Consider the following 20,415-nt stretch of genomic DNA (forward strand, 5'->3'; position numbering starts at 1 on the left):
CGAGCCGGGCCGCCCGGGAAGCCGCCGCGACTTGAGCAACGGAAGAATCCATGTGCCCTGATCCCACGACCCCCGACCGCTCCAATGACCCGCGCCCGCGTCCCGGCGGGGAATCCGGCGACCGTTCCGGTGACCGTTCGCGCACCCGCCGGCGCTCCAGCCGCGGCGGGCGGGGCCGCTCCGGCGCCCCGGGCGCCACGCCCGCACCAGCGCAGGGCGCTCCGGCCGGCACGCCCGGCGGCCCGCCAGCCGGATCCGCCGGCGGCGGAGGCGGACGCCCGCCCCAGGGCGGCGGCAAGCCCGGCGGTCAGGGAGCTCCGCGCAACCAACAATCCGGCTCGGGCGGTGGTGGCGGCGACAACCGCAACCGCTCCCAGGGCGGGCGGCGTCCCGGCGAGGGCGGCGAGCGTCCCGCGGGCGAGCGCCCGGGCGGCGGTCGCGCGCCGGGCCAGGGCGGGCGGGGCGGCCAACCGGCCGAGGGAGGCCGCGGCCAGGCTCCCTCCCAGGCCCAACAGCAAGAGGCGGCCCGCGCCCGGCGCCGCGAAACGGAGCGCGAAATCGAGGCGGCTCCCAGCCTGCAGGACTGGAGCATCGAGCACCTGGGCTACGTGGCCTGGATGGCTCACGCCCAGATCCTGCCCACGGCCACGCCCCAGCGCGCCGTGCGCAGCTACATCGTGGACATCCACGCCGGCGAGGACGCGGTGAACCCGCGCCTCTGGCCGGCCATCGCGCCTTTCCTCAAGCTGGAAGTGGTGGGCCCCACCGCCGAAGCCGGCGCCCGTGCCCTGGGGGAGGCCTTCCGCCAGTTGGCCACGGAGCTGGAGTTGGCGCCTGCCGCGGACTATCTGCGCGACAACCCGCCCCCCGAGGTCACGGTCTCCAGCCCTGTGCAGGCGGCCCTGGACACGGCCCTGCCCCTGGACCTGGACCATCCCCAGGAAGACATCGACATCATGAACGAGGGCCGCAAAGGCGCGCCGCTGCGGCGTCCCGAGTAGCGGCGGTTCCGCTGGCTGCCGAGGTTTACCACAGAGTCACAAACGCACAGAGGCCAGATTGGTCTTGGCCTGGCTTGTGCGTGACACATTCGAGGATCTGCTTGGGCACGAAGTCTCGAAGCGGATGCTGGGGTGGTCGAAGTGGCTCTTAAACACAGAGTCACAGAGTCACAGAGTCACAGGGGCCAGATAGGTCTTGACCTGGGTTGCGCGTGACACATCCCAGGATCTGCTTGGGCACGAAGACTCAAAGGCTCGAAGACGTGATGGTCACGCGAGGTGAAGCCCGCAGGGCTGAACCAGAAATTGGGTGAAGCGCGCAGCGCGAACCAACTACACGGTTGCAGGAAGCCCAAACGCCGGCTAGCGGAAGGCCACCGCGAGGTGGCCTGACTCTAGCCGTTGAGAAAGAGCGCCTCTTTGGCGCCTAACCGGCCGTTCCACCTTTCTGGCGCAAGCAGAAAGGTGGAAAACAAGGCTCCCGGCATGTTGCCGGGATGACCGGCGAGGTCATGGGATCCCCCGGTCAAGCCGGGGGATGACGGGCTGGGGGATGACGAACTGGCGCCGGGGCGACGACTGGCGCGCGGGATGACGGGCGCCACGCTTGTCCGTCTTTCACTTCGTGGCGAGAAGGGGCCGCCCGGTGCTGAACCCATTCACGGCTTGACAGGTGCAGGAGCCGGTTTTTCAACACTTGCTGACGTCTTTACTTGATCTGTCGCGGCGCTGACGCTTCCCGGCCCGGGTCCATCCAACCCCGACCAGCTTCCCAACAACCAGGTCCTCTGGCAACCAACTCCCTAGTGGAACAACGGCACACCCCTTGCATTGGCCGTCCTTCCGCCCGGCGAGTGACGACCGGCGCGGACGCGGCTGTTTGATCCTCAACACATGGAGTGCCTCATGTCCCCTCGATCCGCTCTTGTGGTGGCCCGCCTCTTCCTCTGCGCTCTGCTGCTGGCGGGCGCCGGCGCGGCGCGGGCGCAGGGGGCCTGCGCCGAGTTGCCGCTCCTGGGCTGCGACGCTTACGTCACGGGCAGCACCGTGGGCCAGCCCAACCAGCTGGGCGGGCCGGCCGGCGAGGTCCTCTACCGCGTGGAGACCACCGACGAGCGGTTCTATGGTTTCAGCCTGGCGGCGCAGATGAATCTGGCCCCGGGCCTGACTCTCTACGCAGGCTGCGCGCTGGAGCCCGGCGCCCAGATCGTGGCCACGGGCACGCCCTACTACGACACGCTTTCGGAGCTGACGGTCCTGCTGCCCGCCAATTCCACCTTCACGCTGCTGGTGGAGGGCGCGTCGGCCGAGGGCAACTTCGACCTCAGCGTTTGGTGCCTGACCTGCGATCCGGGACCCTGCGAAGGCGCCACGGAGAGCGAGCCCAACCCGGGTCCCCAGGGCGGCCTGTTTGACGACGTGAGTTGCGACGTGCCCATCTGCGGCAGCCTGGACGCGGTCGCCGGCCAGCCGGACGAGGACTGGTTCGTGCTGGAGCTGACGGAGGACGCGGCCATCTACGCCAGCCTGCTGCCCGGTGGCTTCGATCCCCTGCTGGAGCTCTTCAGCGGCCTGGGCGGTGAGCTGCTGCAGTCCAGCGATTTCTCGGGCATCTGCTACAGCGAGGGCGTCGAGACGGCCTGCCTGCCAGCGGGCACCTACACGCTGCGCGTGGCCGCCTCGGGCGGACTCCCGCTGGAGGGCGCGGCCTATCAGCTCTTCCTGGGCTGCAGTCCCTGCACCTGGGTGGATCCGCTCTCCAACTGCCATTCCTTCCAGTTCAGCGGGGAGCCGACCCAGTTCCCCGCCGCGGAGGACGCCTCCAACCAGGGCAGCTTCCTGTTGGCCGAGCACTTCGGCCACGGCGGCACGATCACGGGCCTGGACGTGGCGGGCATCCAGGCCAACTCCGCCAACCTGGCCTGCACGGATCCCCAGTTCCGCGTCACCTTCTACGCGGACGGCTGGGAACCCGGCGCGGAGCTGGGCTCCTGGCTGGTGACGGGCACGCCCACCCCGACGGGCGACACCTTCTTCTTCGGCATCCCGGTGGTCAGCTGGCACCTGCCCCTGCCGGCACCCCATTTCCAGGACAGCGGCTACTTCGCCGTGCAGGGCGCGGGCGACCCGGACTGCGTGTTCGGTTGGGGGCGCAGCCCGGGCGCGGATGGTTTCCACTGGGTCCAGGGCGAAGTCTGGGAGTGGAGCGAGCAGGACCTCAACTTCTGCCTGCAATTGGCCTCCCCGACTTGCGAGGCCCCCGGCGGGCTGGCCGTGCAGATGCAGGGCCTGGACACGCAGCTGAGCTGGAGCGCCGTGCCCGGTGCCAGCCAGTACCAGGTCTGGTTCTCCGACAGCGGTTACGGACCCTGGGCGCCGCTGGGCCAAAGCGCCGGCACCTCCTACCTGGACGCCGGAGCCGAGAGTGCGGGCCGCCGCTTTTACCAGGTGACCAGCCTCTGCGACTGAGCGGGCCAAGCGGGCCAGGCGGGCAGGATCGACTCAGAACCATGAGTCGCTGAAACGAAAAATCAACCCGTGCGGGAGCTCTCCCGCACGGGTTTTCCCATTCACTGATTCCGCCCGTGAACGTCGCGGCCGCCGTCGCCGGCTCCCCACCACAGAGTCACAGAGTCTCAGAGGCCAGATGGGTCTTGGCCTGGGTTGCGCGTGACGCGTCCGATGATCTGCTTGGGCACGAAGACTTGAAGGCTCGAAGCGGATGCTGGGGTGGTAGTCTTGGCTCTTCAACACAGAGTCACAGAGTCACAGAGGCACAGTGAGATCGTGAGAGAGTGAAGGTCAAGGGTTGCGAGAGGTGAAGCCCGCAGGGCTGAACCAGAACCAGGTGGTGACGGCGTCAGCCGGAACCAACTACATGGTTGCAGGAAGGCCGAGCTGCCGCCAGCGGAAGCCCGCCGGGAGGCGGGCTGACTCTGGCGGGTGAGAAAGAGCGCCTCTTTGGCGCCACCTTTCTGGCGCAAGCAGAAAGGTGGCAAACATGGGTCCCGGCCAAGTCGGGGTCGAGCGGTGCCAAGCCGGTGCCAGGCCGGTGCCAAGCCGGTGCCAGGCCGGTGCCAGGCCGGTGCCAGGTCGGTGCCAGGCCGGTGCCAGAGCAGTGTCCATTTCTGGCGCCAGCAGAAAGGTGAAAGACAAAGCTCCCGGCAAGAGATGGGGTTGCGGTGAACCCCCATCCTAACCTTCCCCCTTGCAGGGGGAAGGGATCAGGCAGCTACTGCGAAGTAGATTTCCAGTATCTCTTCGCGGGACTCGCGCAGGCGCAGCCAGCCGGAGACGCCGCGGTAGTAGGCTGTCGGGCCAGGCCGGCGCGCACTCTCCAGCGGGTCCTGGTTCCAGTGTTCGATGTTCCACCAGTCCGGATCACGCGGGTCTGTGGCCTGCTCCCACTTGCGGCGCATGAAGTCCAACTGTAGGGCCACCTGGCCGCAGAATTCCGCCCCGCCGCCCTCGTAGCCCAGGCGGCGCAGATCCACGCCACGAATCTGCCACAGGCCCCAGGCCCGGGACTGGAACTCCAGTTCGGCTCCGGTCACGCCCTGGGCGGCCAGGGCGGCGCGCAGGCGCGGATCCAGGCGGGAGGCGTGGGCCCGGCCGCTGGATTCCTGCATCATCAGCGCCCATTCCAGGCGCGACAGTCTGAGCTTCACTTCCGACACGCTGAACTCCCTTCCTTGCCCGATTTCCAATCCTGACCCGCGGGGCCGCGCGGCCTCCGGTCCTCCGACCGGGTCGCCGAGCCGCCCGCGAGCGGTTTCAGTCATCAATCTCGGGCCCTCATGTTATCGGCGGATTGGGACAGCCGGTGAATCGCGGTTTCTGCAGAACTCGCAGGCTGGAATTTTTGCCAAGAAATCATTGACACCAGCAAATATTTGCTTATATTGCTGTCCGGTTATATGATGAACTCAAGCCAAGTGGATGGAGGACAAATGCTTCGGTGGAAGGGAGCGAGCCCCGGACGGCTGCTTGCACTGCTGCTGGCAGGGTCCTGGGGATGGATGGCCGGCCCCGCGCTGGCCGCCGAAGGCAGCCTGAGTCTGGAACAGGCCCTGCGGTTGGGCCGCGAGCATTCACCGGCCGTGCAGGCCGCCGACGCCCGGGCGCGCGGCGCCGCCCAGCTGCGCTGGGAAGGGCTGGGCTATCTGCTGCCCAAAGTGGATCTGCAGGAAGTGGCCATCCGCAGCGAGCAGCCGGGCGAGGTCTTCGGCCTGATGATGAACCGGCGCGAGGCGGTGATGGACCTGATCGCCGCCAACAGCCTGATGTTCAGCCAGGGCCAGCCCTACGTCGCCGATCTGGTCAACCCGGATCCCATGAACACCTACATCACGCGTGTCACGGCGGAGATGCCGCTGTTCGCCGGCGGGCAGATCGTCAACCGCGTGCGCCAGGCCGACCTGATGGCCGACGCCCAGGAGTTGAAGAGCGAGCGCGAGCGCCGGCAGGTGGACTTCGACGTGGCCACGGCCTGGACCAACCTGGCCAAGGCCCGCGAGTACCGCGACCTGCTGGAACGCGCCCGCGCCACCACCAAGGCCCACGTGGAGATGGCCCGCGACTATCAGGACGTGGGCTTTCTGGTAGCCAGCGACGTGTTGCGCGCCGAGGTCCAGCTCTCCCAGATGAACGAACTGGTGCTGCGGGCGGAGAACGGCGCCGCGCTGGCCCAGGCGGCGCTCAACTTCCAGCTCGGGCTGGACCTGCGCACCATGCACAAGCTTGAAGCCACGCCCGCGCAGCCGGAAACCGGCGACGAACTGGGCGCCTGGACGGAGCAGGCGCTCGGCAGCCGGCCGGATCTGGCCGCAGCGCGCAAGCAGCTCAAGGCCGGCGAGCTGGAGGAGTGGGTGGCGGGCGCCGCCTTCCTGCCCACCCTGGGCGTGCAGGCCGGCTACGACTGGTACGACGACACGGCCTTCGGCACCGCCGAGGGCAGCTACTCGGTCAAGGCCGCCCTCACCTTCAACGTGTTCCGCGGCGGCAGCGACCGCGCCCGCTTCGCCCGCGCCCGGCAGGAGTACCGCGCCGGTAGTCAGGACGTGGCGCGCTTCCAGGAGGGCGTGCGGCTGGAACTGCAGCAGCACTGGGGCGACCTGCAGACCGCGCGGCTTAGCCAGCAGGCGGCGGCCCAGGCCCTGACGGCCGGGCGCGAGAATCTGCGCGTGGTGGAGGACCGCTTCCGCGAAGGTGTCTCACGCATGATCGACCTGCTGGATGCCGAGACCGCCCTGCGCGAGGCCGAAGTGCGCGAACTGGTGGCCCGCTACGACGGCCACATGGCGGGCTTCCGCCTGCGTCACGCCGCCGGCCAGGAAATCGTCAAGCTCGAAGAGGAGATGTCCAAATGAAGACGCTGCGGAATCTGTCCGTCGCCGCGCTGGCGGCCCTAACCGTGCTGCTGATCGGCTGCGGCAAGGAGCACGAAAAATCGGTGACGCCCGCCCTGGCGCCGGTCAAGGCCGGACTGGTCACGGTGGAGGCCTTAAGCGCGCCCCGGCCCATCGAGCTGCAGGGCGTGGTGATGCCCGAGCAGGAGACCTTCCTCTCCAGCCGCGCCATGGGTCCGGTGGTCAAGGTGCTGGCCTCCGCCGGCGACCGCGTGCGCAAGGGCGACCTGCTGCTGGACATCCAGCAGGACTTGAGCCACGGCCAGCTGGCCCAGGCCCAGGGCGCCCAGGCCCAGGCCCAGGCCGCGCTCTCGCTGGCGCAGCGCAACTTCGAGCGCTTCCAGAAACTTCACGAGAAGGCCTCCTGCTCCGAGCTGGAGCTGGACATGGCCCGTATGCAATACGAGCAAGCCAAAGGCGCCGTGGCCCAGGCCCAGGGCGCCGTGGCGGCCGCGGGCAGCGTGGCCGAGGAGAGCGCCGTGCGCGCCCCCTTCGACGCTGTGGTGGTGGAGCGGATGGTCAACCTGGGCGACCTCTGCGCCCCGGGCCGGCCGCTGCTGCGCCTGCAGTCCCAGTCCGGCCGCCGGCTGGTGCTCTCCGTCCGCGAGGCCGACGCGCCCCACGTGAAAGTGGGCATGGCCCTGCCCGTGACCCTGGACAGCCGGCCCGACCTGGGCGTGATCCAGGGCCGCGTGGTGGAGATCGTCCCCGCCGCCGACATGGCCACCCACACGCTCAGCGTCCGCGTCGAGCTGGCCTCCAGCCAGGTGATGAGCGGCCTGAGCGGCAAGGCCGTCCTGCCCGGCGCTGCCCGGCAGTCCCTGCTGGTGCCCGCCGCGGCGATCCTCCAGACCGGCGGCCTGAGCCTGGCCGTGGTGGTGGACGACCAGGGCCTGGCGCGCACCCGGGCAGTCACTGTGGGCGCGACCCAGGGCGAGCGGCTGGAAGTGCTGAGCGGACTGAACGCCGGCGACCGGCTGGTGAGCCCGCTGCGCGCGCCCATCACCGACGGCACGCCCATCCAGGCCAACTAAGGAGCGGGGCATGAGCGAGCACAATCCCAACCTGCCGGACGAGGAGCAGCGGGTGGCCGGTCCCGGAGCCGAGGGCTCCGCGCCAGAGGTCCCCTCCATGTCTGAGCTGCAGCGCGAGGCGCTGCGCGTGAAGATGAACCGGCGCAGCATCGGCATCTCCGGCCGGATCGCCGGCGCCTTCCTGGACTCGAAACTGACGCCCCTGCTGGTGGTGGCCGCCCTGCTGCTGGGCTTCTTCGCCGTGGCCGTGACGCCGCGCGAGGAGGAGCCGCAGATCAAGGTCCCGATGGTGGACGTGATGCTGGGCTTCCCGGGCGCCAGCGCCAAGGAAGTCGAGCAGCGGGTGATGACGCCCGCCGAGAAACTGATCTACGAGATCGAAAACGTGGAATACGTCTACTCCACGTCCATGCCCTCCGGCGGCATGGTGGTCGTGCGCTTCAAGGTGGGCACCGATCCCGACCAGGCCGTGCTGCGCGTGCACGCCAAGTTGATGGGCGCCATGGATCGCATGCCGGCGGGCACGCTGCCGCCGCTGGTCAAGCTGGTCACCATCGACGACGTGCCGGCCGCGGCCTACACGCTCTGGGGTCCGGGCAAATCCCCGGGCGAGCTGCGCAGCGTGGCCGACGAGCTCAGCGCCCTGCTGACCCGGCACGACCGCGTGGCCCAGACCACGGTGCTGGGTGGCCAGCAGCGCGTGGTCAGGATCACCTTCGACAAGAACCGGCTCAGCTCATTCAACGCCAGCCTCCTGCAGGCCTGGCAGGCGCTGCAGGGCGCCAACTGGAGCCTGCCCGCCGGCAACATGGCCAGCCTGGACCGCGAGCTGGAGGTGCAGGTGGGCGACTTCCTGCACACGGCCGACGAGGTCCGCGACGTGGTGGTGGGCGTCTACCAGGGCCGGCCGGTCTACGTGCGCGACGTGGCCGAGGTGACGGACGGTCCCGAGGATCCCGTCCAGTACGTCTGGATGGGCACCGGCCCGGCCGCCGGCGAGAAGGGCGTGCAGCCGGGGATGGACACGCCCGCGGTGACCATCGCCGTCTCCAAGAAGCCCGGCACCAACGCCGTGGCGCTGGTGGCCGACCTGGACCGCCTGATCGAGGGCCAGAAGGGCCGCGTGATCCCGGGCGACGTGATCATCACCAAGACCCGCGACTACGGCGCCACGGCCGGCGAGAAGTCCAACGAGCTGATCTTCCACGTCCTGCTGGCCACGATTTCCGTGGTGCTCCTGATGGGCCTGATGCTGGGCAGGAAAGAGGCCGTGGTGGTGCTGGTGGCCGTGCCGGTGACGCTGGCGCTGACGCTCGCGGCCAGCTATTTCTTCGGCTACACGCTGAACCGTGTCACGCTCTTCGCGCTGATCTTCTCCATCGGCATCCTGGTGGACGACGCCATCGTGGTGGTGGAGAACGTCCACCGGCACTACCAGCTCAAGTGGACGGGCGCGCGCCACGCGACGATCTTTGGGGTGGACGAGGTGGGCAACCCCACCATCCTGGCGACCTTCACGGTGATCGCCGCGCTGATGCCGCTGGCCTTCGTGAGCGGCCTGATGGGGCCCTACATGCGGCCCATCCCGGTCAACGCCTCGGCGGCCATGTTCTTCAGCCTGGTGGTGGCCTTCGTGGTCTCCCCCTGGCTGACCTACCGGCTGTTCAACCGCAACGCGGCCAAGGACGGCGCGGGCGTCCAGCATCAGCCGCACGACGAGACCGAGCAGGAGAGCCGCTTCCACCGGGCCTACGCCGACCTGATGCGGCCGCTGCTGCGCAAGCCCAAGGTGCGCTGGCTGGCCCTGGGCGGCGTGGTGACCCTGCTGCTGCTCTCCATGGCCCTGGTGCCCATGCGGGCCGTGCTGGTGAAGATGATGCCCTACGACAACAAGAGTGAGCTGCAGATCGTCATCGACGCCCCCGAGGGCTTCACGCTGGAGCGCACCAACGCCGCGGCGCGCGACATGGCCCAACTGTTGAACTCGCTGCCCGAAGTCACCGACTACCAGGTGTACGTGGGCACCAGCGCGCCCTTCAACTTCAACGGACTGGTCCGCCACTACTACCTGCGGCGGGCCGCCAACCAGGCGGACATCCAGGTCAACCTGGTGGACAAGCACCTGCGCGACCAGCCCAGCCACGAGTTCGCCAAGGCCGTGCGCGAGCTGCTCAAGCCCGTGGCCGAGCGCCACGGCGTGAACCTGAAGGTGGCCGAGGTGCCGCCCGGACCGCCCGTGCTCTCCACCATGGTGGCCGAGGTCTACGGACCCGACGACCGGCAGCGCGTGGAAGTGGCGCGCCAGGTGCGCGACATCATGCAGGCCACGGAGGGCATCGTCGACGTGGACTGGATGGTGGAGGAGAACGCCCCGCGGGCCGAGCTGGTCATCGACCGCGAGAAGGCCATGCGCAGCGGGGTCACGGCGGAGATGATCTCCCGCACTCTGCGCGTGGCCCTGGCCGGCGCGGACGCCGGGTTGCTGCACGTGGAGCGCGAGCGCGGCGCCGTGCCGCTGCGCCTGCAGCTGGACCGCGGCCAGCGCAGCCGCGTGGAGGACCTGCTGGACCTGACCATCCACGCCGCCGACGGGCGGATGGTGCCCCTGGCCGAGCTGGTGCGCGTGGAGGAGCGGCAGCGCGAGAGCTGGCTGTATCACAAGAACCTCCAGCCCGTCACCTACGTGCTGGGCGAGGTGGCCGGCAGCGCCGAGTCGCCGGTCTACGGCATCCTCAACATGAACTCCCGCGTGGAGGCCATCACGGCCCACGACGGCACGCCGCTGGAGGTGATGAGCACGCACATGCCGGAGAACAGCCAGCGCTACGCGCTCAAGTGGGACGGCGAGTGGCACATCACCTACGAGGTCTTCCGCGACATGGGCATCGCCTTCGCCGTTGTGATGGTGCTGATCTACGTGTTGGTGGTGGGGTGGTTCGGCTCCTTCATCACGCCGCTGATCATCATGGCGCCCATCCCGCTCACGCTGATCGGCATCCTGCCCGGCCACGCCGTGCTGGGCGTCTTCTTCACGGCCACCTCGATGATCGGCTTCATCGCGCTGGCGGGGATCATCGTGCGCAATTCCATCCTGCTGGTGGACTTCATCAACCTGGAGCTGCGCAGCGGCGAGGAGCTGGAGAACGCCGTGATGAAGGCGGGCGCCGTGCGCTTCCGGCCCATCCTGCTGACGGCCCTGGCGCTGGTGGTGGGCGCGGGCGTGATCTACCTCGACCCGATCTTCCAGGGCCTGGCGGTCTCGCTGATCGCCGGCGTGCTGGTGTCCACGGCGCTCACCCTCGTGGTGATCCCGCTGCTCTACTACATGTACCTGAAGGCGGCGGGCACCGCCGTCGTCATGGACCAGGAGTGAACCACACAGGCCTGGCCGCGCCGGCCGGGTCCCGCTGAAGGAGATGAACATGAACATGCACGCCGTACTACGCGGAATGGCCGGTTTCTTCACCCTGCTCTCGCTGGCACTGGCCCACTGGGTCCACCCGGGCTGGCTCTGGTTCACGGCCTTCGTGGGGCTGAACCAGCTGCAGAGCGCGTTCTCGGGCTGGTGCCCGGCCATGTGGATGCTGAAGAAGGCCGGAGTCAAGGAGTAGGAGCGCGCCATGAAGATGCTGATGGCCATCGTCGACAACCGACGCAAGGAAGAGTTCGAACTGGTGCTCCAAAAGGAGGGCGTCCAGGGCTGGACCGAGATCCCCCACGTGCGCGGGATGGGCAGCACGGGTCCGCGGCTGGAGTCCGCGGCCTGGCCGGAGAGCAGCGCGATCATCCAGGTGCTGGTGCCCGACGAGCGCATCGACGCGCTGGTCCAGATGCTGCAGCGCTACTGCAGCCAGTGCCGCGAGCACATCAAACTGCTCCACTGGGATGTTACTGTGGTGATGTAGGTCTCGCCAGGACCGGAAGGGAGCGTGACATGGAACGGGAGGAACGGGCCCAGTTCTTCACCCTCATCGCCGAGGTGTTGAAGGCCATGGCCGATCCGCTGCGCCTGCAGGTGCTGAGCCTGCTGATGGACGGGGAGCGCTGCGTGGGCGAGCTGGTGCGGGAGACGGCGGGCAGCCAGGCCAACGTCTCCAAGCACCTGGGCGTGCTGCGCCAGGCCGGCCTGGTCCGCTGCCGGCGCGAGGGGCACAGCATCATCTACGCCATCGACGATCCCGGCCTGTTCGAGATCTGCGGCGTGGTGGGGCGGACCATCGAACGGCGTCTCTCCGACGAGCAGCGGCTGCTCGCGCAGTCCCGGCGCCTGCTGGTCAACGAAACGGCGAATGGAGCGGCGTGAGATGGAATCTCGCCAGACGACAAGAAAGTGGAAGGGGCCGATGAAAGATCTCCTGCAGATCCTGGCCTTCGTGGGCGTGTGGATCCTTCTCCAGCGGGTCATCCTGCCCCGCCTGGGCATCGGGACGTGAATGTCCGGCCCGGCGGGCGGGTCCTGCCAAGTGAATCCCAAGGATGAGGCCAAGGACAAGTGAAACCGGCCCCCGCGACTACCAGCGGGGGCTTTTCTTTTGGGTGCGCCGTCAGGCGGGCTGACCGACGTCCACCCCGTCCCAGACAAGGGGCCGGCGAAAGCGTGGCCCGCTGCCTACCTTGTGTGGGAGTTCAGCTAGCGGCAAGGAACACAAGGCATGAAGCGTGGTGACTGGATTCTCGGAGTGGGCGCGGTGCTGCTGCTGCTCTGGCTGGCCGCGGGCGCCGGACGGCCCTGGTGCCTGGACGACGGCCTGCGGCTGCTGGCGGCCTCCGGCCCGGAGCTGGGTCGCGTGGCCGAGCTGGACGCGGTGCTGAACACGGGTGCCGTGCAGCCTTCCTCTCCGCTCAAGGCGCCGCTCTACCCCGTGCTGGAGCCCTTCGTCCAGTGGCGCGGGCAGGGGCCGCTGTTGGTCTTTCCGCCCCTCTACCTGGCCCTGCTCTGGCTGTTCAGCCGGCTGGGGGAGCTGGGTCCCGCCCTGCTGGCCTTGCTCTCGGCCCTGGGATTGGCCTGGGCCGCGCAGCGCCTCGCGCAGGCCACGGCGCCGGACGGGAGCGCCTCCGCCGGACGCAACCCGTGGCTGACGGCCCTGCTGGCCTCGCCCGTACTCTTCTATCTGGGCACTTCCTGGGAGTTCACCCTGGCCAGCCTGCTGGTCCTGCTGCTCCTGCGGGAACGGCGCCGGCCCTGGCCCCGCTGGGTCTCACTGGCCTACGGCCTGCTGCCCTGGCTGCGGCCGGAGCTGCTGCTGATCTGGGCCGGCGGGCTGTTCCTGCTCCGCGGCTGGACGCGCCGGCTGCTCTCCCTGGCGGGCTGCGCCGCGGGGCTGCTGATGCATCACGCCCTGACGGGCAGCTGGCTCTGGCTGCAAGTGCGCGCCAACTTCGCCGCTGGCGGCTGGCACCCGTTGCAGAACCTGGCCTCCTTCCTGCTGCCGCTCCCGGGCGGCGTCTGGGCCTGGCTGGGCGTGGGCCTGCTGCTCGGCCTGGCGGCCGCCCGGCGCTGGCCGCGCCTGGAGCTGCCCGCCCTGCTGGCCTGGCTGGGCGCGGGCCTCGCCTTCACCTTCCAGCAGGCCACGGCCGGCGACCAGCTCCTGCCCAGCTGGGGACTGCTGCTGGCCGCGCCGCTGGCCGTGGCCGCGCTGCTGCGGGCCCTCCGCCCGGACTGGCGCCGGGGCCTCGAGCCGGAGCTGGCGCTGCTGGCCGGCTTCCTGCTGGTCGTCGTCCTGCTCAGTCCGGTCAACCAGGGCTTCCACTGGGGACCACGCCTGCTCCTGCCGGCCGTGCTCCCGCTGGGGCTGTGGTTTCTGCAGCGCGAGCCCGTCGGCTGGCCGCGCCGCCTGCTGCTGGGACTGGGATTGGGCGCGCAGCTCGCGGCGCTGCTGCTGCTGGCCGGGCGGCGGGACCTGGTGCAGCGCCAGGACCAGCAGTTGATGGTGCTGCGGGCGCCCGTGCTGGCCACCACGGAGCCCTATCTGCTGGGCGACCACCCCTGGCTGGCCCGCGAGCGCACCCTCTACCGACCCTTCGGCGAGAAGGCGGCCCGGACCATGCTCCAGGAGCTGCGCGCCCAGGGCGTGCGCGAACTGGACCTGGCCGTGCGGCCCGGCCATCCGCTGCCCATTCTGCTGGTGCGCCATCTGGGACTGGTGCCGCGGGCGGCCCCGCTGGAGGTGGCGGGTTCCCGGCTGGGCTCGGCGCTGGTCCTGCACCAGTTGCGCCTGCCCTGAGGCCCCCGGGTTCGTGAGACAAAAGCCCCCCGCGGCCAGTCCGCGGGGGGCTTTCTCGTGTCCGATTCGCCGGGTCGCGACTTACTTCAGCAGGACCATCTTGCGGGTCTGGCTGCCGAACTCGCTCTGCAGCGTGTAGAGGTAGACGCCGCTGGCCAGGTTGGAGCCGTCGAAGGTGACGCTGTTCTGACCGCGGGGCGCCAGGCCCAGGTCGACACTCTGCACCAGCGCGCCGGTCAGGGTGTGGACCAGCAGCGTGGCCGCGCCCGTCTCAGGCATGCTGAAGGAGATGGTCGTGGCCGGGTTGAAGGGGTTGGGCGTGTTCTGCGCCAGGGCGAAGCCCGCCGGGGTCTCGTCCGCGCCCACGTCGCAACGCTCCCACAGCTTGGTGGCGCGGTTGCTCAGCTCCCACTCATTGGCGCTGTTGAGGAAGTTGCCGACGATGACGTCCGTGCCTTCGACACAGCTGGTGTAGGTCAGGGAAATCTGGCCCGCGCCGTCGGTCAGGCCCTGGTAGGAGGCGGGGGCGCCGGGACCGGACACCACCCAGATGGCCGCCGGCGTGTTCGCCACGGCCTCGCCGTTGTCGTTCTGGACGGTCAGGGTGACGGTGTGCGGCTCGCACAGGCAGTTGACGGCCTGGGCCGGCGTCAGCACGGCGCCTTCGTCCACCACCGCGGCGAAGTCCAGCAGCAGGTGGGAGACGAAGATGTTGTCCGTCAGGTCGGGGTTGACCGTGTTCACGATGACCTGCGTGTCGCCGTCAACCACGAAGCCGGCGATGTCGTAGAGCTCGTCGTCGTAGAAAGTGGCCTCGCCCACGCAGGCGAAGTTCGGATCGGCCGGATTGCTGCGGCTGTCGCCGATGCCGCCCACCGTCATCAGCGCGCCGTCGGCGTAGTCGCCGTCGTCGTTGCCGCCGGCGGAGGAGGTCAGGCGCAGGCCGTTGACGTCCACGAAGCTGGTCTGGCAGCTATTGGCCTGGTAGCTGTAGCTGATGGCCAGGCCCATCTCGATCACCGTGTTGGCGTCCACGTCCACGGGCTGGCCGAAGCCGATGTTGAACTGGTCGCCGCCGGAGGCCTGCGCACCGAAGGCGATCACGGCCGTGCGCGTGATGGCGGTGGCCGGATCGTCGAAGATCACGTAGAGGGCCACGCCGTCGATGGCGTAGGTGTCACACTCGCCCAGCTCCAGATCGATGATGCCCGCCGCCTCCGGATTCACCGACGCGGCGACGATGCCCGTGACGTCGCTCCAGAAATTCTGGAAGGGATAGGGCGTGGAGGCGTAGGCGCTCCAGTTGACGGCCGAGCCTTCCAGCGTGACACAGCCGTCGGGGATGATGTAACCCCAACCGCCCGTGCTGGCGGCCGCCAGATAGGCCCCGCGCACGGTGGCGCCGGCGCTGGGCTTGTCCACCTGGATCAGGCCGGAGGAGGCCATGGTGCCCAGTCCGTCGGAGGAGAGGGTGATCTGTCCGGTTTCGGTGATGACCACCGTGCTGAGATCGCGGTCCGCGCCGGCCTGGGCGGTGCCGCTGGTTCCGGGCACGGTGGCCTGGGCGACCAGGGTCGTCGTCAGGGCCAGAGCTAAAGTCAACGTCGTCCTCATGGAGAGGCTCCTTTCTTGGGTTGTCGGCCCGGGACGAAACAGGCACAGCCCGTCGTCCGGGGTTCGACCGCGCGTGACAAATGTGTGTTCGTGGTAAGCTGTGCCAGACGGCTGCTTCTCGACTGGGTCCGCACATGCACGGTTCGTGCCAAGAGGCGGACTAGGTCGGGATGATTAGCGAACCAATTACAAAACAAGGGGATCGCCCTGGACGACCCCCTTGACTGAACCTGTTTTATGCCCGGACCGTGTTCGCTCTGTTCAACTTTGGACAGTCCGACCGCAGGCTACGCCCGGGCGAACCAGGGCGCGCTGCGCTTGCAGACCTCCACCAGCAGGAGCATGACGGGCACCTCGATCAGCACGCCCACCACGGTGGCCAGCGCGGCGCCCGAGGAGAGGCCGAAGAGCATCACGGCGGTGGCGATGGCCACCTCGAAGTGGTTGCTGGCGCCGATGAGCGCCGCCGGGGCGGCGTCCGCGTAGGGCAGCCGCAGCCAGCGGGCCAGCCCATAGCCCAGCGCGAAGATCAGCACGGTCTGCAGGAACAGTGGCACGGCGATCCAGAGGATGGTGAGCGGGTGGGCGGCGATCACCTCGCCCTTGAAGGAAAACAACAGCACCAGCGTGGCCAGCAGGGCCGTGATGGTGACAGGGGTCAGGAAGGGCAGGAAGCGCTGCTGGAACCAGGCCTCGCCCTTGGCCGCCAGGATCCAGCGCCGCGAGAGCCAGCCCGCCGCCAGGGGCAGCGCCACGTAGACCAGAATGGAGAGCAGCAGGGCCTGCCAGGGCACGGGCAGCCGGCCCACGCCCAGCAGGAAGCCGCCCAGCGCGCCGTAGAGCACGAGCATGGTCAGCGAATTCACGGCCACCATCACCAGGGTCAGGCCGTCGTTGCCGCGGGCCAGGTAGCCCCAGACCAGCACCATGGCCGTGCAGGGCGCCACGCCCAGCAAAATGGCCCCGGCCAGGTAGCTGCGCCAGAGCGGGATCTCCAGCATCTTCAGCCCCTCGTGCAGCACCACGCGCCCGGCGCCGTGCAGGGCGCCCACAGGCAGATCCAGCCCCAGGGGCAGCTTGACCAGGTCGGTAGCCTCGGCGCCGATGTAGCCGCGGAACAGCACGCCCAGGAAGAGGCTGGCGATGGCCGTCATGGTGAAGGGCTTGACGGCCCAGTTGACGAACAGCGTGAGCAGGACGGGCTTGGTGCTGCGACCGGCCTTTAGCACGGCGCCGAAGTCGATCTTCACCATGATCGGGTACATCATCAGGAAGAGGCAGATGGCGATGGGCACCGAGATCACCGGCGCTCCGCCCACCGAGATGGACAGGCTGTCCAGGCTGCGCGCCAGGTCCGGTGCGGCCTTGCCCAACAGGATGCCCGCAGCGATGCAGAGCAGGACCCAGAGGGTCAGCCAGCGCTCGAACAGGCTGCTCATGTGGCGGGACTCCGTCGGGAGCACGGTCTTGGTCATGGTCGATTCTCCTGCGTGAGACAAGCGCTGCGGGACTACTGGCGCCGGGCCTCGATGGTGGCCGATGCGACGTAGGCCTCGGCCCCGCTGCCCGGGAACCACTCCTGGATGAAGGCACGGCTCTCCTCCTTCACCCGGACCTGCACGTCGCGGAAGCCCACCGCACGCAGCAACTCCTCCACTTCCCCCACCTGCGCCGCGCCCGCCACGCAGCCGCCGTAGGCGTCCAGGTCGTGCCGCAGGGCCTCGGGCAGGGCCTGCAGCGCCACCACGTCGGAGATCGCCAGCCGGCCGCCGGGCTTCAGCACGCGGTGGGCCTCGCGGAAGACCTGGCCCTTGTCCGGCGAGAGGTTGATCACGCAATTGGAGAGGATCACGTCCACACTGCCGTCGGCCACGGGCAGGTGCTCGATCTCGCCCAGGCGGAAGTCCACGTTGGCGTAGCCGCCCTCTTCCGCGTTGGCCCGCGCCCGGCTGAGCATGTCCGGTGTCATGTCCACGCCGATCACCCTGCCCTCCGCCCCCACTTGGCGCGCCGCCAGGAAGCAGTCGAAACCCGCGCCGCTGCCCAGGTCGAGCACGGTCTCGCCCGGCTGGAGCGCGGCGATGGCCTGCGGGTTGCCGCAGCCCAGCCCCAGGTTGGAGCCCGCGGGCACGGCCTCCAGCTCGGCGCTGGAGTAGCCCAAGTGGGCGCTGGTGGCGGCCATTTCGTCGACACTGCAACAGGAGCTGCCTCCGCCGCAGCAGGAGCCGCCCTGCAGCGTGGCGATCTTCGCGTAGCGCTCGCGCACGGCGCCGCGCACCTGGTCCTCGTTCATGTCCTTCATGCTTCCTCCGAAATGAGTTGACGGGCGCGTCCGGCGCCCCGATTTGGTTGTGTCACGGCCGGCCGCTCCGGCTCACTCTCCCAGCGAGCCCGGCAGCCCGGCCACGAACTCGCGGATCTCGTCCCGCACGCGGCGGTAGACCGCCAGCCGCGCTTCTTCGTCCGGTAGCTCGGCCGCCAGCCGGGGCGGATCGTCGAAGCCGCGGTGGACCACCCGGGCCGTGCCCGGAAAGAGCGGGCAACTCTCGTGGGCGTGACCGCAGACGGTCACCACGAGGTCGAAGTCCAGCCCGGGCAGCTGGTCCAGCCGCCGTGAGGGCTGGCCGCCGATGTTCACGCCGGCCTCGGCCATCACCCGGACGGCCAGGGGATTCAGCCCGTGGGCCTCGAGACCCGCGGAGCAGACCTCGAACTGATCGGACTTGAGCGCCCGGGCCCAGCCTTCAGCCATCTGGCTGCGGCAGGAGTTCCCGGTGCAGAGGAAGAGCAGGCGGGTTTTCGTCATGGAGTCTCCCGGTTGCGTTTTCATCAACAGCAGCGGACCTGACGCTGGCGGCTGGAGATCTCCTCCGGTCGGCAGCAGAGGATGGCCGTCAGGCTGGCGCGGTCCGCGGCCAACTCGGCGGATTCCGTCAGGCGGGCGCGCAGCCAGTCCGCCAGCGGCGAAGCTTCGCGCAGCAGCGCTCCGCGGCGGAAGTAGCTCCAGCGCCCCTGCTTGCGGCCCTCGATCAGGCCCGCTGCGGCCAGCTGGGCCAGGTGCCGGCTGGTGGTGGCCCCGCTGATCCCCAGCAGGTCGATGAGCTGGCAGGCGCAGAGTTCCTCCGTCTGGAGCAGAGCCGCCAGGATGCGCAGCCGGTTGCCGTCGGCCAGGGCTTTCAGGATGTCCAGGGTCTGGTTCATGGTTCGTTTCGTTGATTAGCTAAATGACGAAACGAAGAAGACGCTTGGAGGCGGGGTTGTCAAGGGCGGGTGGAAACTTCTTCATGATTTCGCTGGAGGCTCGGTCACAGAGCGAACAACACCTCTGGGCTCTCACCCCCATCCCAACCTTCCCCTGCAACGCGGGGGAAGGGGCCGCGCAGAGCGGGCTCCCTTTCGAAGGGGCGTCACCTTCCCCCGCAAGGCGGGGGAAGGACGGGATGGGGGTGTCTCTCTGGTCAGCGATCGAATACCCCGGCGGCCCCATGCAAGAGGCAACCCAGAGCACTTAGGCTTTCCTCGCTCAGAGCCAAATGCGGGTGACGGAGAACCACAGGCCGATCCCGATGAACAGGATGCCCGTGGCCCGGCGCGCCCAGAGTTCGAAGACCGTCACGCGCTGGAAGGCCTGGCCCAGCCGGTTGGCGCCCAGGGCGATGAGCGTGGCGAAGCCCAGCACGGGCAGGCCCGTGGCCAGTCCGTAGACGGCTGGGAGCAAAAGGCCGGATTCGTGGCGCAGGGCCAGGGGCAGCAGGCTGCCGAAGAAGAGCGCGGCCGAGGTGGGGCAGAACGAGAGGGCGAAGACCAGGCCCAGCAGGGCGGAGCCCCAGACGCCCATCCGCTGGACGCGCTGTTGCAGGCCGCTGCCCGCCCGGCCGCCGAAGGCGCCGAAGGTGATCCACTCCAGCAGGACCAGCCCCACCACGATCAGCAGCGGGCCCAGCAGCAGATTGAGCTGCTTCTGCAGCACCTGGGAGAGGCCCGGCGCGGCCAGCAGACCCTTCACCAGGACGATGCCTAGCGCGGCGTAGGCCACGGTCCGGCCTAGGGCGTAGAGCAGGCCGGCCAGGAAAGCCCGGCGCGGGTCGCCCAGGTGACGCGCCACGAAGGAGACGGCCGCGACGTTGGTGGCCAGCGGGCAGGGGCTGATGGACGTGAGCAGGCCCAGCCAGACGGCCGAGCCCAGGGCCAGGGTCAGCGACTCCATCAAGCCTTGCCCTCCAGCAATCCGCGCAGGTCCTTCTGGAACTGCAGCAGGAAGGCGTCGTGGTCCTTGACCAGCTCCCAGACCCAGTCCAGCCGGCGCCAGGCGGTCTCCTTGCCGTTCTCCAGCCGCGAGAGCACGATGCTGCGCGTGGTCAGCTGGTAGTCCTCGACGAAGTGCTCGTGCTTGGGATCGTCCACGTTCACCAGCCGCCATTCCACCTGGCCGCTGGCGGTCTCGCGCGCGAAGTGCTCGTCCAGGGCCTCCCGGGCCGTGTCCTCGATGGTGCGGCAGGTCTTGCAGCGCACGGCGCCGTGGAAGTAATAGACGATGACTCGGGCCGGATTCGCCGCGGTTGCGGGAGCCACGCTCGGCGGAGACTCCGGGCTCTGTGCCGGGGCCGACGGCGGGGCGACGGCCGGGTTCGGCTTCCCGGCGGGAGCCGTGGCGGGGATTGCGGTTGCCGGTGACACCGCCTCGCCAGGCGCCTCCGGAACCGCGGCAGCCGTCGCCATCGGTTGCTCAGGCTGGGTGTCCGCGAGCTGTTCGGTCGCGGTGGGGTTTTCCGCTGCGGCCTCAGTCCGGGGCAGCCAGTGGGTCACGGCCACCTTGCCCAGGCTGGCCAGCACGAAGCCCAGCAGGGCCAGTAGAATCCAGGTCTTGCGGGTCATGGGTCCTCCCCGAATCTCAGCCCAGCAGGGCCTTCAAGTCCGCCACGTCCGGCACTTTTCCCACCAGCCGAACCTGCCCGTCCACCACCAGGGCCGGCGTCATCATCACGCCAAAGGCCAGGATCTGGTTGATGTCGGTGACCTTCTCCAATTGGTAGTCCAGACCCAACTCCCGGGCCGCGCTCTCCGCGCGCTCGGCCAGTTGCTTGCACTTGGGGCAGCCCGTGCCCAGGATTTGCAGCAGCATCACGACTCCTTG

18 protein-coding genes are annotated in these 20,415 nt (G+C 69.2%); 9 read left to right on the top strand and 9 right to left on the bottom strand.

The genetic code is table 11. The features are described from left to right. Positions 1-50 precede the first annotated feature (50 nt). Both WC326_04095 and WC326_04100 read left to right on the top strand, forming a co-directional pair. A complete protein-coding gene (locus tag WC326_04095; GenBank protein ID MFA7330236.1) occupies positions 51-1,001 on the top strand; it encodes a hypothetical protein in 951 nt (316 codons plus the stop codon). Positions 1,002-1,907: 906 nt separating this feature from the next. Beyond that, positions 1,908-3,470 (top strand): hypothetical protein, encoded by a 1,563-nt coding sequence (locus WC326_04100; GenBank protein MFA7330237.1) that lies wholly within the window; start codon positions 1,908-1,910, stop codon positions 3,468-3,470. Between the two features lie 755 nt (positions 3,471-4,225). Here the strand turns inward: WC326_04100 and WC326_04105 are convergent. Then, complete coding sequence (locus WC326_04105) at positions 4,226-4,678, bottom strand: hypothetical protein (protein MFA7330238.1); 453 nt, start codon at positions 4,676-4,678, stop codon at positions 4,226-4,228. A 273-nt stretch (positions 4,679-4,951) separates the two neighbouring features. Between WC326_04105 and WC326_04110 the strand changes: the two genes are divergently transcribed. From WC326_04110 to WC326_04140, 7 genes are all read left to right on the top strand, one after another. Beyond that, positions 4,952-6,370 carry a TolC family protein gene (locus WC326_04110; protein ID MFA7330239.1) on the top strand — a complete coding sequence of 473 codons (1,419 nt, stop codon included), beginning with the start codon at positions 4,952-4,954 and terminating at the stop codon, positions 6,368-6,370. After that, entirely contained in the window at positions 6,367-7,443 is a 1,077-nt protein-coding gene (locus tag WC326_04115) for an efflux RND transporter periplasmic adaptor subunit (protein MFA7330240.1), read from the top strand. Before WC326_04110 ends, WC326_04115 begins: the two co-directional genes overlap by 4 nt. A 10-nt stretch (positions 7,444-7,453) precedes the next feature. Then, positions 7,454-10,816 carry an efflux RND transporter permease subunit gene (locus WC326_04120; protein MFA7330241.1) on the top strand — a complete coding sequence of 1,121 codons (3,363 nt, stop codon included), beginning with the start codon at positions 7,454-7,456 and terminating at the stop codon, positions 10,814-10,816. Positions 10,817-10,865: 49 nt separating this feature from the next. After that, positions 10,866-11,054: a DUF2892 domain-containing protein gene (locus WC326_04125; protein MFA7330242.1), complete on the top strand. Its 189-nt coding sequence runs from the start codon at positions 10,866-10,868 to the stop codon at positions 11,052-11,054. 9 nt (positions 11,055-11,063) lie between these two features. Continuing rightward, positions 11,064-11,348 carry a PG0541 family transporter-associated protein gene (locus WC326_04130; protein ID MFA7330243.1) on the top strand — a complete coding sequence of 95 codons (285 nt, stop codon included), beginning with the start codon at positions 11,064-11,066 and terminating at the stop codon, positions 11,346-11,348. A gap of 29 nt (positions 11,349-11,377) precedes the next feature. Then, on the top strand, positions 11,378-11,746 hold the full coding sequence (locus WC326_04135) for a metalloregulator ArsR/SmtB family transcription factor (protein ID MFA7330244.1): 369 nt from the start codon (positions 11,378-11,380) through the stop codon (positions 11,744-11,746). 349 nt (positions 11,747-12,095) lie between these two features. Then, positions 12,096-13,667, top strand: coding sequence for a hypothetical protein (locus WC326_04140; protein MFA7330245.1), 1,572 nt, complete (start codon positions 12,096-12,098; stop codon positions 13,665-13,667). Between the two features lie 81 nt (positions 13,668-13,748). Here the strand turns inward: WC326_04140 and WC326_04145 are convergent, their stop codons facing one another. The 8 genes from WC326_04145 to WC326_04180 form a co-directional block, all read right to left on the bottom strand. Further along, on the bottom strand, positions 13,749-15,281 hold the full coding sequence (locus WC326_04145; GenBank protein ID MFA7330246.1) for a T9SS type A sorting domain-containing protein: 1,533 nt from the start codon (positions 15,279-15,281) through the stop codon (positions 13,749-13,751). A 287-nt stretch (positions 15,282-15,568) separates the two neighbouring features. Beyond that, entirely contained in the window at positions 15,569-16,756 is a 1,188-nt protein-coding gene (gene arsB, locus WC326_04150) for an ACR3 family arsenite efflux transporter (protein MFA7330247.1), read from the bottom strand. Positions 16,757-16,791: 35 nt separating this feature from the next. Further along, a complete protein-coding gene (locus tag WC326_04155) occupies positions 16,792-17,583 on the bottom strand; it encodes an arsenite methyltransferase (GenBank protein ID MFA7330248.1) in 792 nt (263 codons plus the stop codon). A 72-nt stretch (positions 17,584-17,655) separates the two neighbouring features. Beyond that, positions 17,656-18,087, bottom strand: a complete 432-nt coding sequence (locus WC326_04160) for an arsenate reductase ArsC (GenBank protein ID MFA7330249.1) — start codon at positions 18,085-18,087, stop codon at positions 17,656-17,658. 23 nt (positions 18,088-18,110) lie between these two features. Beyond that, a complete protein-coding gene (locus WC326_04165; protein MFA7330250.1) occupies positions 18,111-18,482 on the bottom strand; it encodes a metalloregulator ArsR/SmtB family transcription factor in 372 nt (123 codons plus the stop codon). Between the two features lie 322 nt (positions 18,483-18,804). Continuing rightward, the gene (locus WC326_04170) at positions 18,805-19,488 is read right to left on the bottom strand and encodes an aromatic aminobenezylarsenical efflux permease ArsG family transporter (protein ID MFA7330251.1); all 684 of its coding nucleotides are present in this window, start codon (positions 19,486-19,488) and stop codon (positions 18,805-18,807) included. After that, positions 19,488-20,156, bottom strand: coding sequence for a nitrophenyl compound nitroreductase subunit ArsF family protein (locus WC326_04175; protein ID MFA7330252.1), 669 nt, complete (start codon positions 20,154-20,156; stop codon positions 19,488-19,490). The genes WC326_04170 and WC326_04175 overlap by 1 nt, the downstream gene beginning before the upstream one ends. A gap of 16 nt (positions 20,157-20,172) precedes the next feature. Then, complete coding sequence (locus tag WC326_04180) at positions 20,173-20,403, bottom strand: thioredoxin family protein (GenBank protein MFA7330253.1); 231 nt, start codon at positions 20,401-20,403, stop codon at positions 20,173-20,175. Positions 20,404-20,415: the final 12 nt, after the last annotated feature.

The sequence above is a fragment of the Candidatus Delongbacteria bacterium genome (genome assembly GCA_041675285.1).
Taxonomy (GTDB): domain Bacteria; phylum CAIWAD01; class CAIWAD01; order CAIWAD01; family CAIWAD01; genus CAIWAD01.

Excerpts from the sequence above, each read along its gene's own strand:
- WC326_04095 (MFA7330236.1), top strand. The coding sequence starts at position 51 with ATGTGCCCTGATCCCACGACCCCCGACCGCTCCAATGACCCGCGCCCG.
- WC326_04115 (MFA7330240.1), top strand. The coding sequence starts at position 6,367 with ATGAAGACGCTGCGGAATCTGTCCGTCGCCGCGCTGGCGGCCCTAACC.
- WC326_04180 (MFA7330253.1), bottom strand. The coding sequence starts at position 20,403 with ATGCTGCTGCAAATCCTGGGCACGGGCTGCCCCAAGTGCAAGCAACTG.
- WC326_04140 (MFA7330245.1), top strand. The coding sequence starts at position 12,096 with ATGAAGCGTGGTGACTGGATTCTCGGAGTGGGCGCGGTGCTGCTGCTG.
- WC326_04170 (MFA7330251.1), bottom strand. The coding sequence starts at position 19,488 with ATGGAGTCGCTGACCCTGGCCCTGGGCTCGGCCGTCTGGCTGGGCCTG.
- WC326_04120 (MFA7330241.1), top strand. The coding sequence starts at position 7,454 with ATGAGCGAGCACAATCCCAACCTGCCGGACGAGGAGCAGCGGGTGGCC.
- WC326_04135 (MFA7330244.1), top strand. The coding sequence starts at position 11,378 with ATGGAACGGGAGGAACGGGCCCAGTTCTTCACCCTCATCGCCGAGGTG.
- WC326_04155 (MFA7330248.1), bottom strand. The coding sequence starts at position 17,583 with ATGAAGGACATGAACGAGGACCAGGTGCGCGGCGCCGTGCGCGAGCGC.
- WC326_04130 (MFA7330243.1), top strand. The coding sequence starts at position 11,064 with ATGAAGATGCTGATGGCCATCGTCGACAACCGACGCAAGGAAGAGTTC.
- WC326_04100 (MFA7330237.1), top strand. The coding sequence starts at position 1,908 with ATGTCCCCTCGATCCGCTCTTGTGGTGGCCCGCCTCTTCCTCTGCGCT.
- WC326_04110 (MFA7330239.1), top strand. The coding sequence starts at position 4,952 with ATGCTTCGGTGGAAGGGAGCGAGCCCCGGACGGCTGCTTGCACTGCTG.
- WC326_04175 (MFA7330252.1), bottom strand. The coding sequence starts at position 20,156 with ATGACCCGCAAGACCTGGATTCTACTGGCCCTGCTGGGCTTCGTGCTG.
- arsB (MFA7330247.1), bottom strand. The coding sequence starts at position 16,756 with ATGACCAAGACCGTGCTCCCGACGGAGTCCCGCCACATGAGCAGCCTG.
- WC326_04160 (MFA7330249.1), bottom strand. The coding sequence starts at position 18,087 with ATGACGAAAACCCGCCTGCTCTTCCTCTGCACCGGGAACTCCTGCCGC.
- WC326_04125 (MFA7330242.1), top strand. The coding sequence starts at position 10,866 with ATGAACATGCACGCCGTACTACGCGGAATGGCCGGTTTCTTCACCCTG.
- WC326_04165 (MFA7330250.1), bottom strand. The coding sequence starts at position 18,482 with ATGAACCAGACCCTGGACATCCTGAAAGCCCTGGCCGACGGCAACCGG.
- WC326_04145 (MFA7330246.1), bottom strand. The coding sequence starts at position 15,281 with ATGAGGACGACGTTGACTTTAGCTCTGGCCCTGACGACGACCCTGGTC.